This is a genomic window from Paenibacillus sp. FSL H8-0548 (genome assembly GCF_038630985.1).
GTDB lineage: Bacteria > Bacillota > Bacilli > Paenibacillales > Paenibacillaceae > Pristimantibacillus.
Window position 1 is genome coordinate 2483620 of the sequence record NZ_CP152049.1, and the last position, 15695, is coordinate 2499314.

The window sequence follows — 15695 nt, forward strand, 5'->3', positions numbered from 1 at the left end:
ATACAGCAACCGAAATTCGCAAGAACGTCGGGAAGTTTATGAACGAAATAATGAAAACTCCCACCACTTCCATTATTGATCGTCTCTGTGTTTGGTTTTGAACACCGTTATAAAATTTTAGACAGCTTTCTGTATTCACGTGGGGAAATGCCCTCATGACGCCGGAAAATGCGGCTGAAATAGTGAATATCCGAGTAGCCAACGAGATCGCCGATCTGCTCAATGGACAAATCGGATTCGCGCAGCCATTTTCTTGCTTCCCTGTGACGGACGGATTGCACGAATTCGCTTGGCGGCATGCCTGCGATTTGCTTGAACAGCTTTGCTGCATGATCGACGCTCATATTCATTTTTTTGGCAATGGCGGAGTTGCTCCACTGCAAGGAAGGGGCCGCTTCTATTTGTTCCAGCAGCTCCGCTAGACGTGCGCCGTGTACGGTAGCTTGCGAGAGAGTGCGCGCTAAGGGCGTGCGAAGCAGCGTGGTAAGAATTTGCAGCATTAGCCCTTTGCAAGCCAGCTCATATCCCAGCGGGCGCATTGTAAATTCTTCGACAAGCTGTTCCATAAGCTGGACGCAGGCAAGCGGAGGCGTATAAACCGGATGTTCCGTTAAAGGCGACTGGCCTTCTGCAATGGCTTCATAGCAAAACTTTTGGGGCCAAACGGTTGATTCATTAACGATCATATCCGCCTCGGTCTGAACGTCCAATTCATCAAAAAAGTCGAAATGAATGCCAAGAAAACGAGTATTAGGGGCAGACACGACTTCATTCTGATGAAAGACGCCTGAAGGCAGTAGGATAAGCTGTCCAGCATCGAGCTTATAACGCTGTCCCTCCATGAACGTAGCGGCCTCGCCTTGGCAGACGTACAGCAGCTCAAAATCATACAATCTCCGCTCGGGAAGCTTGCCTGTAGGCAGGCGTTGAAACTGAGCATAATGCACGCTTGGCGACCATTCTCTTAAGGCTGCCGAACGCTGCTGCGGATAGCAGGTGGATGAGTTTTCCAAGAGACAGCATTCCTTCCTGATCATTCATTTATAACTGCACGGAATTGTCCAAATAATCGCTTTTTTAACTAAATAAAATGAATAACAAATCGTTTATTATATGTATTATCACATGTGAGTGGTCAAGATTCAATATCACGTAATTAGCTAAAAAGGAGCTTTTTCACCAATGGAGGATGTCACGGTTCAGGACAATAAAACGTATGTTTGCAAGCAGGTTCAGGACGATACGGGCAATTCGTCCCTCTCTGCTATCAACTGGGAAGCATTTGAGGCGCTGGAGCTGGTGGAAACGGTAACGGGTATCCATCCGAAGGAACGGACTGAAGTGCGGATATGCTGGAGTCGGTCGCATTTGCATATTCGTTTTAGATGCAGCGACTCATATGCTCATTCTACCTTTACGAAGCGGGATGATCCGCTGTATGAGCAGGATGTCGTCGAGATGTTTATTGATGAGACAGGGGCGGGCACCCGATACATGGAACTGGAGATTAGCCCGAATAACATCGTATTTGACGCGTTGGTCACACATGATGGCGAAGCAGTTACCAATTTGGATTTGGCGTGGCGATTTGAGGGAATGACGACATCGGTCGAGAGGCTTGACGAGGACATACTCATGTATTTTATTCACATTCCGGTTGAAAACTTTAAGCTCCCAATTGAACCGGGAGTAAGCTGGCGAGTTAATTTTTACCGCATAGATGAAGATGAGCAGGGATTTCGGGAATTTCAGGCATGGCAACCAACTGGGGCTATTAATTACCATCTCCCCAGCAAATTTGGCAGGCTGACATTTGTCTGAACTAGTTATTTTAATATACAGGAGGTCTATTTATGAAAAAAGGAATTAATATTTGGTCATTCAAAGACGGCGCGAAGATTGCCGATTGCATCCAAACGGCCAAAAAGGCCGGCTTTGATGGCATTGAGCTTTCGTTGAATGAAACGGGGGAGCTTAGCCTTGCTGCAACGGACAAGGAAATCAACGAAATAAAAGCTAGACTCACGGATTCTGAGCTGGAAATCGCAGGACTTGCTACTGGCTTGTATTGGTCGTATCCGATGACGAGTGGGGATGCAGCTATTCGTGAGAAAGCAGTCGATGTGGGCAAGAAGCAGTTGGAGCTTGCAGCAGCACTTGGTGTGGATACTATTCTGGTCATTCCTGGAGCCGTCGGCGTAGATTTTATCCCGGGCAGTGAGGTGACGGATTATGAGCATGCCTATGAGCGTGCGCTAGAATCCATCAGTAAGCTGGTTCCATATGCAGAAAGCGCTGGCGTATCCATCGGTATTGAAAATGTGTGGAACAAATTCCTGCTCTCGCCGCTTGAGCTGCGCACCTTTATCGATGCACATCAGTCGAGCTTCGTAGGTTCCTATTTTGACGTAGGGAATGCGCTGCAAAACGGTTATCCGGAGCAATGGATTCGCATATTAGGACACCGGATCAAAAAGGTGCATTTTAAGGATTATCGCCGCCAAGCAGGCGGTTTGCATGGCTTTGTTGATTTGTTGGCTGGAGATGTCGATTATCCTGCGGTCATGGCGGCGCTTCGAGCGATTGATTACAACAACTATGTTACTGGAGAAATGATCCCTCCTTATACGCATCATACTGAGCAAATCATTTTTAATACATCCAGAGCAATGGACGCGATACTAGGACGTCAAAACAACTAACTAAAAAGGAAACGGAGGTTATGAAAATGTTAAAGGTTGGATTAATCGGATTTGGATTTATGGGACGCATGCATTTTGACAATTATGTCCGTTTAGCGGCGGAGGGGGCGCCCATGCAGCTTGTAGCGATCTGCGATCTGCTCATTGAGGAGCTTAAAGAAGGCAAGGCATCAGGAAATATGGCGACAGAGCAAGAGGTATACGATCTAAAACCATACCGCCTATACGACAACATAGCGGCAATGCTTGAAAATGAGGAATTGGATATCGTGGATATTACACTACCTACTTTTCTTCATGCGGATCTGACATGCTCGCTGCTGGAGCGAGGGCTGCATGTCTTATGCGAAAAGCCGGTAGCCGGAACATCGGAAGACGGATGGCGTATGGTAAATGCGTCAGAGAATACGGGAAAAACGCTGATGATCGGCCAATGCCTGCGCTTCTGGCCTGTTTATGAATATTTAAAGGCTGCAGTATCCGATGGCCGTTACGGAGCGGTTACTGGCGGTTACTTCTTTAGGGGCTCGGCTGCGCCCAAGGGCTGGTTCCTCGATGGCAGCAAAAGCGGCGGCTGCTTGCTAGATATGCATATTCATGATACTGATATGATTCACTGGCTGTTCGGCAAGCCAGAGAAGGTGTCCACACTGGCTCGTAATGTTATTCCGGGCAGCGGCTATGACGTGGTCTCCACTCATTATGTCTATCCCGACGGCAAAGTGCTGAATGCACAGGCTGATTGGACGCTAGAAGGGGATTACGGCTTTTCAATGACGTTCCGCGTCAATTTCGAAGGCGGAAATCTAGTGTTTGAGAATGGACAGCTGAAGGTAAATCCAAATGACGCGCCGGGCTTTGTTGCCGAGCTATCTGATGATATGGGCTATTACCACCAAATTAAGTATTTTATTGAATCCGTGAATGAAGGTAAAGCAGTAACGACATGCTTGCCGTCGAGCGCGGTAGGCACGCTTGAGATCATTGAAGCCGAGCTGCGTTCGGCAGATCAGGGCGGGGTTTTCGTAGAATTATAAAATGGCAGGATGGTAGTAGCAGGAATAAGCTGTGTCCTTCGGGGCACAGCTTCTTTGTGCTGAAGCAGATTCGCTGGATAACTCGTCCGAGCACTCGTCTACATTTTTGACCATACGAATATATTTGTAGAGAGAAGACGGATGTAGAATGAAGGAGGAATTGAGGCAATGGAGAGTTTTTCTACCGCTACTAATATACATACAATGCAAAAGGTTGATGATTTTATTGATTTTATCCGTGAAGTAAATGAACTTCTTCAAAAAGAAGAAGATATTTCTCCTGCTAATCAGCGGGTGACCAACATGATTGGGCGTCTTTCAAAGCAATTGCGCGCCTACTACTCGCCCGAGGAAGTCAAGGCCGTTCTAAACAATGAATATATTGTAACGAATCAGCGAATATTGCAGGATAGGTTGTCAAAAGCTGAATTTCAAGTAGAGCTGGCTGATTCTCAACCTATTTGCAAAGCGGAGGATTCCGTTTTGGATATCGTCACACGGTTGCCTTACTGGACGATATACATGGCCTTGGTTAGCGAGGAGCTGTCCATGCTTCGACAGTTGATTCGGCAAGACGGTCAGATGGAGAAGTTGCCGATTGTATTTGTTGGCAGCGGGCCGATGCCGCTAAGTCCAATTATTCTTCATCTATTCGGTGATGTGGAGGTCGTCTGCCTGGATATCGACCCAGTGGCCTGTGAGGCATCCTGCTCTTTCCTCGAAAAAATGGGTTTAGGAACTAAAGTGAATGTCATTATGGAAAATGGAGCGGAGTTTGATTATAGCTCTTATAACCGGATATTTGTGGCTAGTCTCGTGAGAAATAAGCGGGCGGTGCTTGAACAAATCAGTCGTACTTCCCTAGATCCTCTAGTAGCTGTTCGTACAGCTGAGGGGATGAGGCAAATCATGTACGAAGCAATTGATGAATCGCAGCTGAATAAGCAGGGCTGGCGGATTCTGGGACGTACTTGTCCTGAAGATAATTTGGTCATCAATTCGACTTTGTTTCTGGATCGCTTTACTACTCCTGCCATACCGGATTGATAGGAGATTGTGTCCACAACGGCAAGAGAGATTACGTTGATCGATATCCTTGGCACGGAGGCTGTAATAAATTTAATTCAATAATTAAATTGAGCCACGTCTATTAGACGTGGTTCTTTGTTCTTGCTCAGGAAACTATGAATTCTCCGAACCTGTTAATAACGATGCTGCATCAGAAGCCGGAGAGCGGATAAAGAAAGCTAACGGAAATCAGAGACGCTAAAGTTCCATTTTTGGTTAGCGTCATATTTTAACGGAAACCAGAGACTCTATTCCGCAGAAATGAAGCGAGATCCGGCATGTAAGGTACAAATAGAGGCCCGTACTTCCGTTACAATCTTGAAACGAATAATAAAGGCGAATTAGCGTCTCTGGTTTCCGTTAGAAGTGTGAGCTAATACGTCTGCGATTTTCAATCACTCGTCAGGTGACCTTGTTCTTTTTACGAGAGGTGTAATTTGCGAAAAAAAGACCGATTTTTATATCGGTCTTGGTCATATATAACTTGATCTTAAAAAATGAAGTTACAGCGAAGCGAGAAGATCGTTTCTCTAGAAACGAAGTGTTCGCCTCTGCAACCGAGTCCATTCAGCTTGGAAGGCGGCTATTTTGGTCGGAAAACCATAAACATAAGTCGTTATACCGAAAGCGGACAGAGGGTGGAATTCGGTAAAATAAAAATGGGATATTAGACTCATTACGGTAAATGAAAGGGAGAATACTGATATGGCAGAACTGAAGGCAACTCATCTAACCGCGGAATACCGCCGTGAGCTGCTCGGGACGGATGTTACTCATCCGCGAATGAGCTGGCGTATTGAATCCGACCGTCAGGGGACCGCGCAAAAGGGCTATCGAATCCAGACGGCCGGGGAGAACGGGAATTTCGCTGAACCGCTGTGGGATTCTGGTCTTTGCGAGTCGGACAAGAACGTTCTGGTTCCGTACGATGGGCCCCCGCTTTCATCCTGTACCCGGTATTTGTACCGGGTGAAAGTATGGGATAATTTCGGGCGGGAGTCTGAATGGAGCGAGCCGGCATGGTGGGAAACGGCGTTCTACGACTCGAAGGAATGGGTGGCGCAGTGGATTACGCCTACTTCCGAATCGATCGATCCGCAGGCAGAGCCAGCATTCTTGCTTCGTAAGCCGTTCTCGCTGAAGGGTGCGGAAATCGTTTCGGCGCGCATTTATGCAACCGCTGCCGGCGTGTACGAGCTTTACCTCAACGGGGGGAAGGTCGGAGACGACGAGCTTGCGCCTGGATGGACAAGCTATCGTTCCCGCCAAGCCTATCAGACTTACGATGTATCGGCGCAGCTTCAGAAGGGCGACAACACGATCGGAATCATGGTAGCCAACGGCTGGTATAAAGGGCGGCTGGGCTGGGAGAACAAGGCGAATCATTACGGCGATCGCCGTGCTGTACTTGTACAGCTGCATGTTAGATACAACGACGGAACAGAAGAGGTGATGGGATCCGATCCCACTTGGAAAGCCTCGACAGGAGCGATACGGTTCTCCGAGATTTATGATGGAGAAACGTATGACGCCCGTTTGGAGCAAAATGGCTGGAGCGAGCCAGGATTCGACGATTTGTCTTGGGGGGCTGTCGAACGGCTGGAGCTGCCGCTCACTCATTTGGTCGCGCAAGAGAATGTTTCGACACGCGTGACGCAAACGCTGAAGCCGCTGGCTGTAATCGTTACGCCATCCGGCGATACCCTGCTGGATATGGGCCAGAACATGGTGGGTCGAATCCGCTTTAACGTCTCGGCGATGGAGGGAACGGTAATTAAGTTGACCCATGCCGAGGTTTTGGACAAAGAAGGCAACTTTTATATGGGCAACATTCGCACCGCCAAACAGCTGGTCACATTCATCGCCAAAGGCGAAGGAACCGAAACCTATGCGCCGCATTTTACATTCCAAGGCTTCCGATATGTCAAGGTTGAAAGCTACCCGGATCAAGAAAAGGGTTTGCCGCCTGAAGCATTTTCCGGAGAAGTGATTCATTCCGATATGGATCAGACGGGAGCGTTCGAATGCTCGGATGAAATGGTGAATCAACTGCAGAGGAATATTGTGTGGGGCCAGCGGGGCAACTTCCTCGACGTTCCTACGGACTGCCCGCAGCGCGACGAACGCCTTGGGTGGACAGGTGACGCGCAGGTATTCGCCGGGACGGCTTTGTTCAATTACAACGGCGGTCCGTTCTTCACCAAGTGGCTGCGTGATCTGAAAGCAGACCAACTAGCTGACGGCCAGGTTCCATTCGTCGTGCCAAATATTATTCAAGGATATTCATCAGCTGCTTGGGGCGACGCCGCGACAGTAATTCCATGGGCTATGTATACGAGTCTGGCTGATGAACAAATTCTCGCCGAGCAATACGACAGTATGAAGCGTTGGGTGGATTACATCCGCTCCCAGGGCGATAACGAGCATATCTGGGACACTGGCTTCCATTTCGGAGATTGGTTGGCCTTGGACGCCAAGGAAGGAAGCTATATGGGCGCCACTCCGAGCCACATGGTAACGGCGGCATATTTCGTACTTTCTACGCGAATTATACGGAATGCGGCCAAAGTGCTTGGCTTCGAGGAGGACGCTGCTTATTACGGGGCGCTGGCGGAGCGGATCGCTGCAGCGTACCGCGATGAATTCATCACGCCGAACGGGAGGGTCGCCGCTCGAACGCAAACCGCCCATGTACTGGCTCTTGTCTTCGATCTTGCTGAATCCAAGGACCGCGCAAGAATCGCGTGCGACCTGAACGAAATGATCGTGGAAAACAACTATCACCTGACCACCGGTTTTGTTGGTACGCCTTATCTTTGCTTCGCGCTCTCGGATAACGGATACCACGAAACGGCTGTTAAGCTTCTTCTCCAGAAAACGTATCCTTCCTGGCTCTATTCCGTTTCCAAGGGAGCGACTACGATTTGGGAGCACTGGGACGGGATTAAGCCAGACGGCTCGTTCTGGAGCGATGATATGAATTCCTTCAATCACTACGCCTATGGGGCGGTAGGCGAATGGATGTACCGCAAAATTGCCGGTCTTTCGCCGGATGCGGAACACCCAGGCTACAAAAAAGTCCGGATCGAGCCCGACTTCACAGGCGGTAGGCTGAGCCATGCTCGGGCGTCGTATGAATCGATGTACGGGACTGTGGAAGCTGGATGGACGTTTCAGGACGGGGAAATCCGGATCGAGGCCGTCGTTCCAGCTAACGCAGCCGCGTCGATTCTGCTGCGCGGAGCGCATGCGGACGAGGTGAAAGGCAGCATAAAGGACGAAGGAATCTTGTCCATCCGACAAGAAGCAGAGGGGGTCCGGGTAGAAACCGGGTCGGGCCGTTACGTGTTCACATACGCAAGGACGGATTCTACTTACCGGATTTACACGCCTGATATGCGGCTAAGCGAGGTCGTTCAATGGGAAACGGTTAAACAAATCCTGGACCGCCATGCGCCGGGTTTTTCCGATCATTTGAATCATTTTGCCAACCTGCCTCTTGAAGCGGCTGCCAATAGCCCTATGGGTACGGCCATTTCTAAAGAGCAATACGAAGCCATCAGCCGGGAGCTCTCTCAAATCCGTGAGTAAAGGCAGTGACGTCTCTCATCCTATGGCGTGTATCGCAAATGAAAAAGAAAAGATATAATACAAGGAAAGTCAACCATAATAAAGGAGGAACGGCGGCATTGCGCAGAATCAAACCGGTAGTCAACTCACTCCGCTTCAAATTTTTTGCCGCCGTTCTCGTTATTTTTATTCCGCTGGTTACCGTTCTTATCGTCAATAATTACTATTCCGTCGACGTAGTCCGAAACCAGGTGGCGCAATCTAACAAAAATATGTTGAGTCTGTACAAGGACCAGATCGACCGCAATCTCGAAGAAGTGGACAAGTACCTGGCTAATACGTTGGAGAGCGATCTGAACGTGCTTGATCTCGAATTTCCCAAAGAGATGGATGAGGATCGTTATAACATCGCAAAAATCAGCCTATTTAATATGATTCGCGAGGATCTCGGCTACTATCCGATTTTGGATTCATTTTTTGTCTTTTCCGAGATCAACCACGACCTGATCGTGATGCAATCCTCCTTAGATACTTTTGAAGCACGCGAGTCGGCGCGGAACGAAATGCTGGAAATGATTGAACTTAACGCTAATTCAATCGATTACGCACGCTGGCATCTCTGGGAAGGCAAAAACGATTATTATTTGTTCCATCTGTTGAAGTCCGGCAATGTGTATATGGGGGCGTGGATGAGCAGCGATAAATTGATGGTGCCGCTCAATCTGATTGATCTGGGCAAATCAGGCGTTGCGCTTATTACGACGGACAACGACCAGCCTATCAGCCATAAGAGCCTGATTCAGGACAAGGAAATCAATTTGGAATTCCCAGAAGAATCCTATACCATCACAGGGGAAGGCAAGGATCAGTATCTCGTGATGGGCGAGCCTTCCGCGCAGGGCAAATTTAATTTAGTAGTTGCAGTGCCCGACAGCACGATCCTTCAGAAGCTTCCCTATCTGCAGCGGATCTCCTCCTTCATTTCGCTGATAGCTGTCCTATTTCTGTTTCTCTTCATCTTTATGATGAGAAGAGTATTTCTGAATCCGGTCAAGCGGATAGTCATTGCTATGCGTAAGCTTCGGGACGGCAACTGGGATTCCAGGATGGAGCAGGTGCCGACCTCAACAGAGTTCGAAATCGTAAACGAAACGTTCAACCGCATGATCACCGAGATTCATGACCTTAAAATTAATGTGTATGAGGAAAAATTAAACCATCAACGAGCGGAGCTGCGTCATCTGCAGCTTCAGATTAATCCTCACTTTTTTTTGAATTCGCTCAATATCATTTATAATCTAGCAACGGTAAAGGATTTTGCCCTGATCCAGGAAATGTCCAAATGTCTGGTGTCCTACTTCCGGTTCATGTTCCGAAGCAATTCCTATTTTGTGGCGCTTAGGGACGAGCTAGCCCACACGGCAAACTATTTGAGGATCCAGCAGCTTCGATTCCCGGATATCTTCCAATACCATGTCGAGATGCCCGATCATCTGCTCGATACGGAGGTTCCACCTTTGATCGTTCAGACCATGGTGGAGAACACGATCAAATACGCGGTCAACATGGAGGAGCTGATCCTGATATCGGTTGAAGTCCGCATAGAAGAGACCAGAGGAGATTCGCGCCTTGTCATTCACGTTAAGGACACGGGTCCCGGGTTTCCGAAGGAGGTGCTTCAGCGGCTTGCGTACGAAGGGGAACCAGTCAACGAGACCGGGGAACAGATCGGGATTTGGAACGCTAGGCGTAGGCTTCGCTTGCTATATGAAGACCAGGCGGATATTGGTTTCTACAACGAAAACGAATCGGGAGCCGTTGTGCGGATTTCCATTCCCATAAAGACAAAAGATCCTTGAGGTGATGATTCATGTATCACGCGTTGCTTGTTGACGATGAAGTTCACGCGGTGAGAGGACTGCAGGCGGGCGTTAATTGGGAACGCTTGAATGTAGGGTCTGTGTATACGGCGCATAGTTTGAAGCAGGCACAAGAAGTTTTCCGTTCCCAGTCGGTGCATTTGATGGTTTGTGATATCGAAATGCCTCTAGGGTCTGGATTGGAGTTGGCCGCTTGGGTCAAGGAGCATTATCCCGATACCGAGACCATTTTCTTGACTTGCCATTCGGATTTTCAATTCGCCCAACAAGCCATTCAACTTGATAGCTTTGATTACTTGCTGAAGCCCGTTGATTATTCGGAGCTTGAAACAGTGATCGGCAGGGCGTTCGACAAGATGGCCAAAGCAAGGGAGCTGCGCTCCTTCGAGGAAACCCATCATCATTACAGACGGCTATGGGAATCGCATCAGCCGGTCGTGGCAGAGCTTTTCTGGCAGGACCTGATTCAGCGGAAAATCCCTTCAAATCCGGAAGCGCTCTGCGGGCACTTGCGGAAAGCTGGGCTTGCATTTTCCGAAAATATCCGATTTCTGACTGTCTATACCCGCGTCCAGCGCTGGCACAAAGAGCTGTCGGAACGGGATCAACGAATCATGGAGTATGCGCTTCGCAACGTGCTGCAGGAAGCAATGGAAACAACGCCCGGCGCGGCAGTCATTCCGGTAGCTAATGGTTCTTTTCTGACCGTGATTCCTTTGGAATTGCCAGTGAACAATGCGGAAACATACGAGCATTGCGATGCGTTTATTCGCAATTGCAATCAGTATTTGTATTGCGATATCAGCTGTTACGTCGGCGATCGCGTGCCGCTTTACGAATTGGTTGGCATGCTGCGATCCCTTCAACAGCTCGACGAGAATAACGTGACCCAGATCAACCGGACGTTCATTCTTAGTGAGTCCAAGAAAAAAGGGTCAAGGCTGGATCCGGCACCTCTTGCGGGATGGGCGGAATGGATGAAGCAGGGCGCCCGAGATAAGCTGTCGGAACAGGTATCGAAGTATTTGGAGTCATGGAAAGCTTTCGACGGCTCTGTCGATGCCCAAGCACTGCATGCCTTCTATCAGGACTTCCTCCAGATGATATTTTTTGTCCTTCAGTCGAAAGGTCTGCAGGCTAATCAAGTATTCGCCCAAAATCTGCTGACGGACAAGCCGGAATCCGTGCTCCGCTCGCTCGCATCCCTTCAGGAGTGGGTAAGGTATGTCATCGAAGTCGCGATGAACCATATTCACGCCATAGAAGAAAACTTATCCGTCGTGGACAAGGCTAAACGTTTTATTGCGGAACAGATCGGACAGCAGGATTTATCACGGGAAGATATCGCTAGACATGTTTATCTCAATCCGGACTATTTGTCGCGAATCTTCAAGAAAGAGACGGGAATGTCGCTTTCGGACTTCCTTCAGCAAAGCAGGATCGAATATGCGAAGGAGCTGCTCGCCAATACTGGTCAATCGGTCAGCGACATAGCGGTCGCTTCCGGGTACTCGAATTTGTCCTACTTCTCGACGATCTTCAAGAAAGCAACAGGAGTGAATCCGGTGGATTATCGCAAGCGGTCGCAGCAAAAATAGGCTTTGAGCCGATTCCGTACCAGCGGAATCGGCTTTTATCTTTTATGGACCCGGAGATGGTCGGGATTTTGAAAGTGGGAAGTCGTTTTTTTGGTAAGCGGTACGTTGTCTTGTCCCTTAGAATGAGAATATAACAACTGCAAGAAAGAAGGGGACAGCAGATGGTACAAACAGGATGGACTCCGTTTTTCAAGAAGCTCAAGCGTTACCGGGCCTTGTTTTTGATGATGGTTCCAGGGATCGCTTACCTCATTATCAACAATTACCTGCCAATGTTCGGAGTCGTCATCGCCTTTAAGGACATCAACTATGCCAAGGGCATACTAGGCAGTGATTGGGTGGGGTTCAAAAACTTCGAGTATCTGTTCAAGACGGCGGATGCTTTCATCATCACCCGCAACACCATTCTTTATAATGTATCATTCATTATTCTGAATACGGGAATGGCCATCACGATTGCGATTCTGCTCAATGAAATAAGAAGCAAACTCATGGCCCGTTTCTATCAAAGCGTCATTCTTCTTCCGTTTCTGATTTCTATGGTTATCGTAGGTTATCTAGTACTCTCGATGCTAAGCGCTGAGAGCGGTTACCTGAACCTGAATCTGCTTCCAATGTTTGGAATGGAGCCGATATCCTGGTACTTCGAACCGAAATACTGGCCTTACATCCTAACCATCGTTCAGGTCTGGAAGTCTACCGGATACCTGTGCGTCATCTTCCTGGCAGCGATCATCGGTGTCGACCACGAGTATTATGAAGCGGCGACGATCGACGGCGCGTCGAAATGGCAGCAAATCCGCACCATTACGGTACCGCTCATAGCACCTACCATTACGATCATGACGCTGCTGGCGATTGGGCGCATTTTCTACTCGGATTTCGGCTTGTTCTACCAAGTGCCGCTCAACTCCGGTCCGCTGCAGCCGGTTACGGACGTTATCGACACATACGTTTATCGCGGGCTGATGACGCTCGGGGATATCGGAATGTCATCCGCAGCTGGTCTGTACCAATCCTTGGTCGGATTTATCCTGGTCCTGCTATCCAACTACATTGTCAGCCGACGCAACAAAGAAAACGCCTTGTTCTAAGCGGAAAGAGGGGAAATGACTATGAAAACCAACGATATGAACCAGACTGTCGTCCATGCGATATTCATCATTCTTGTAGTGCTGTGCCTGTTTCCATTCGTACTGCTCATCATGTCCTCGTTCACGGAGGAAAGCGCGATTGTAAGTAATGGATATTCATTCTGGCCGAGCGAGTTCAGCCTGGATGCTTATTCGTACCTCTGGATACAGAAGGCGGCAATGTTCAACTCCTACGGGATCACTATACTGATCACGATCATCGGCACTTTCGTCGGCCTGCTGATCAGCGCTTTGCTCGCGTATCCCTTATCCAGGCGGGACTTGCCGATGCGCAGCCTTCTAAGCTTTCTGGTGTTCTTCACGCTCCTGTTCAACGGTGGCCTTGTACCGACGTACTTGATTTATACCGAAGTTTTCCACATGAAGAATACGCTGATGGCCCTGATTATTCCCGGTCTGCTCACCAACGGCTTCTTCATCCTGCTGATTCGGACTTTTTTCGCCAATTCGATTCCGGTCCAGATTATCGAATCGGCTTATATCGACGGAGCTACGGAGTTCAAGATTTTCTACCGGATGGTGCTGCCGCTGTCGCTGCCAATTCTAGCGACGATCGGCCTTATGCTGACGATCAACTACTGGAACGACTGGTTCAACGGCCTCATCTATATCACGGAGCCGAAACTGTTCAGTATCCAGAACCTGCTCAACCGGATGCTGGTTAACATTCAGTTCCTCCAGCAGAACAATTTGGGCGGCCAACAGATAGCGGCCAACCCGCCGATGAATTCTGTGCGGATGGCAATGGCCGTTATCGGAATCCTGCCGTTGATCCTAATTTATCCGTTCTTCCAGAAATATTTTGTCAAAGGCCTCACCATCGGGGCGGTCAAGGGTTAATTCCAGGATAAGCCAGTTCCGGGCCTTTGTGCCCGGTTGGTATAGATTGCAGCTGCAGTGCCAACATAATCTAGGGGGAAAATACATGCCAAGAAATTCAAAAACCGCAACACTTCTGCTCTCCGTTCTGCTCATCCTGTCACTGCTCGTTTCCGCTTGCTCAGGATCGAACAATTCGGGCAATAATGCCGCTTCTTCCGATCCGGCTGGCAATGACGGCGCAGCAGCCATTTCCTCATCTAACGAGAAAGAACTGGAGTTGACGATTGCGTTCATTGGACTCGGGAATATGAATGAAGTCGCTCTTGTTGAGGAACAAATCAGCAAAATTACTAAAGAAAAAATCAACGCGACGGTCAAATTGATGCCGATCGATATTGGCGCTTGGGTACAGCAAGTCAACCTGCTGCTAGCAGGCAACGAGCCTCTGGATCTCCTTGTTACTTCTTCTTTCTTCAACTTCAGCTCGCAGGTAGCCAAAGGACAGCTGCTGCCGATCAACGAGCTTGTGGAGAAACACGCACCGACCATTAAAGATACGATGGAATTAGCAATTTTCAACGCAACGAAAGTTGGCGGCAAGAGCTATGGCGTGCCAAGCGTGCGTGATACGGCGGCCGACCACGGCTTCGTGGCTAGGAAAGACCTGATGGACAAGTATGGCCTGACGTTCGATAATATAAAAACGTATGCGGATCTTGATCCGATCTTCCAGAAGATCAAAGAGAACGAGCCGGGGATGTATCCGCTGGTTCAGCGTTCCCAAGCTTCGGGGATTGCGTCTGAAATCGTACGCGGTTACATCGATACGCTGGGCGATACGCCAGGTATTCTAATCGTCGAGAATCAGGATCTGAAAGTTTTGAACCTATACGAACAGCAAATATATAAGGACGCTCTGCAGCTTGCACGCAGATGGTACCAGGCTGGATACACCATGCAGGATGCCGCTACGACGCAGGAAGGCAATAATAGTCTGTTGAAAGCGGGCAAAGGCTTCAGCTACCTGTCCAACATGAAACCCGGCTTCGAAGCACAGGAGAAAACGATTAACGGATATGAAATGGTGGCTGCCCGATTCGTGCCTCCGATTTCCACTTCCGACTCCGGTACGGGATTCATGATGTCGATTCCAAAAAATACACAGGATCCGGATCGCGCTGCACAGCTGCTGAACCTGCTCTATACCGACAAGGACATCGCTAATTTGATTGCTAATGGCGTCGAAGACAAGCATTACGTAGATGCCGGCAACGGACAGATCAAAGCGCCGGAAGGCGGAAGCAACTACGTCTTCAACCAATGGCAAGTCGGCAACAACGCGCTGGCTAAAGTATGGGAAGGCACGGAGCCCGATATCTGGGAGCAGACGAAGGAGTTCAACAATTCATCGACCTTCTCCAAAGCGCTCGGCTTCTCGTTCGATTCTTCTCCTGTGAAGACCGAGATCGCAGCGGTAGCCAACGTAAACAACCAATACAAGGCTGGTCTGGAGTCGGGTACGATCGATCCCGCCAAGCTGGATGAATTCATCAGCAAGCTGAAATCTGCGGGCCTCGACAAGATCATTGCCGAGAAGCAGAAGCAGCTCGATCAGTGGGCGGTAGAAAACAACGTGCAATAACCGGATATAAGGATTGGCAAGGTGAAACGGCTGTCGCCGTCCTTTGGCGGCGCCAGCGTGTTTCACTCCGGAGAAATATAGAGATAGTAGGGTGAAATGATCTGCTTTTCTATATTTCAAGTGAAAGCCCCCTTCGTCGAAACAGCGTTTCGACGAAGGGGGCTTTTTATGACGAGGAGGATGAATGTGATGTCATTTGCGATCGAGGTTAACGCGATCCTC

11 protein-coding genes are annotated in these 15695 nt (G+C 49.0%); 10 read left to right on the plus strand and 1 reads right to left on the minus strand.

What is annotated here, in order from left to right:
* Positions 1-107 precede the first annotated feature (107 nt).
* Positions 108-1013 carry an AraC family transcriptional regulator gene (locus MHI37_RS10400; RefSeq protein WP_256709633.1) on the minus strand — a complete coding sequence of 302 codons (906 nt, stop codon included), beginning with the start codon at positions 1011-1013 and terminating at the stop codon, positions 108-110.
* 169 nt (positions 1014-1182) lie between these two features.
* On the opposite strand from MHI37_RS10400, the gene MHI37_RS10405 reads away from it, so the two are divergent.
* The 10 genes from MHI37_RS10405 (at position 1183) to MHI37_RS10450 (ending at position 15473) form a co-directional block, all read left to right on the plus strand.
* Positions 1183-1821, plus strand: coding sequence for a carbohydrate-binding family 9-like protein (locus MHI37_RS10405; RefSeq protein WP_076334907.1), 639 nt, complete (start codon positions 1183-1185; stop codon positions 1819-1821).
* Between the two features lie 32 nt (positions 1822-1853).
* Complete coding sequence (locus MHI37_RS10410; protein WP_076334908.1) at positions 1854-2702, plus strand: sugar phosphate isomerase/epimerase family protein; 849 nt, start codon at positions 1854-1856, stop codon at positions 2700-2702.
* 26 nt (positions 2703-2728) lie between these two features.
* Positions 2729-3739 carry a Gfo/Idh/MocA family oxidoreductase gene (locus tag MHI37_RS10415; protein WP_076334909.1) on the plus strand — a complete coding sequence of 337 codons (1011 nt, stop codon included), beginning with the start codon at positions 2729-2731 and terminating at the stop codon, positions 3737-3739.
* A gap of 168 nt (positions 3740-3907) precedes the next feature.
* Entirely contained in the window at positions 3908-4786 is an 879-nt protein-coding gene (locus MHI37_RS10420) for a nicotianamine synthase family protein (protein ID WP_076334910.1), read from the plus strand.
* A 726-nt stretch (positions 4787-5512) separates the two neighbouring features.
* Positions 5513-8398 carry an alpha-L-rhamnosidase gene (locus MHI37_RS10425; protein WP_076334911.1) on the plus strand — a complete coding sequence of 962 codons (2886 nt, stop codon included), beginning with the start codon at positions 5513-5515 and terminating at the stop codon, positions 8396-8398.
* A 98-nt stretch (positions 8399-8496) separates the two neighbouring features.
* Positions 8497-10236 carry a histidine kinase gene (locus tag MHI37_RS10430; protein ID WP_179090129.1) on the plus strand — a complete coding sequence of 580 codons (1740 nt, stop codon included), beginning with the start codon at positions 8497-8499 and terminating at the stop codon, positions 10234-10236.
* Between the two features lie 11 nt (positions 10237-10247).
* Complete coding sequence (locus MHI37_RS10435; protein ID WP_076334913.1) at positions 10248-11855, plus strand: helix-turn-helix domain-containing protein; 1608 nt, start codon at positions 10248-10250, stop codon at positions 11853-11855.
* 161 nt (positions 11856-12016) lie between these two features.
* Entirely contained in the window at positions 12017-12949 is a 933-nt protein-coding gene (locus MHI37_RS10440) for an ABC transporter permease subunit (protein WP_076334914.1), read from the plus strand.
* Positions 12950-12970: 21 nt separating this feature from the next.
* Positions 12971-13849, plus strand: a complete 879-nt coding sequence (locus MHI37_RS10445) for a carbohydrate ABC transporter permease (protein WP_144023589.1) — start codon at positions 12971-12973, stop codon at positions 13847-13849.
* An 85-nt stretch (positions 13850-13934) separates the two neighbouring features.
* Positions 13935-15473, plus strand: a complete 1539-nt coding sequence (locus MHI37_RS10450; protein WP_076334915.1) for an ABC transporter substrate-binding protein — start codon at positions 13935-13937, stop codon at positions 15471-15473.
* Positions 15474-15695 lie beyond the last annotated feature (222 nt).

What these genes read in the sequence shown, in the direction of transcription:
- MHI37_RS10405 (WP_076334907.1), top strand. Translation starts at nt 1,183, where the DNA reads ATGGAGGATGTCACGGTTCAGGACAATAAAACGTATGTTTGCAAGCAG.
- MHI37_RS10410 (WP_076334908.1), top strand. Translation starts at nt 1,854, where the DNA reads ATGAAAAAAGGAATTAATATTTGGTCATTCAAAGACGGCGCGAAGATT.
- MHI37_RS10415 (WP_076334909.1), top strand. Translation starts at nt 2,729, where the DNA reads ATGTTAAAGGTTGGATTAATCGGATTTGGATTTATGGGACGCATGCAT.
- MHI37_RS10420 (WP_076334910.1), top strand. Translation starts at nt 3,908, where the DNA reads ATGGAGAGTTTTTCTACCGCTACTAATATACATACAATGCAAAAGGTT.
- MHI37_RS10425 (WP_076334911.1), top strand. Translation starts at nt 5,513, where the DNA reads ATGGCAGAACTGAAGGCAACTCATCTAACCGCGGAATACCGCCGTGAG.
- MHI37_RS10435 (WP_076334913.1), top strand. Translation starts at nt 10,248, where the DNA reads ATGTATCACGCGTTGCTTGTTGACGATGAAGTTCACGCGGTGAGAGGA.
- MHI37_RS10440 (WP_076334914.1), top strand. Translation starts at nt 12,017, where the DNA reads ATGGTACAAACAGGATGGACTCCGTTTTTCAAGAAGCTCAAGCGTTAC.
- MHI37_RS10445 (WP_144023589.1), top strand. Translation starts at nt 12,971, where the DNA reads ATGAAAACCAACGATATGAACCAGACTGTCGTCCATGCGATATTCATC.
- MHI37_RS10450 (WP_076334915.1), top strand. Translation starts at nt 13,935, where the DNA reads ATGCCAAGAAATTCAAAAACCGCAACACTTCTGCTCTCCGTTCTGCTC.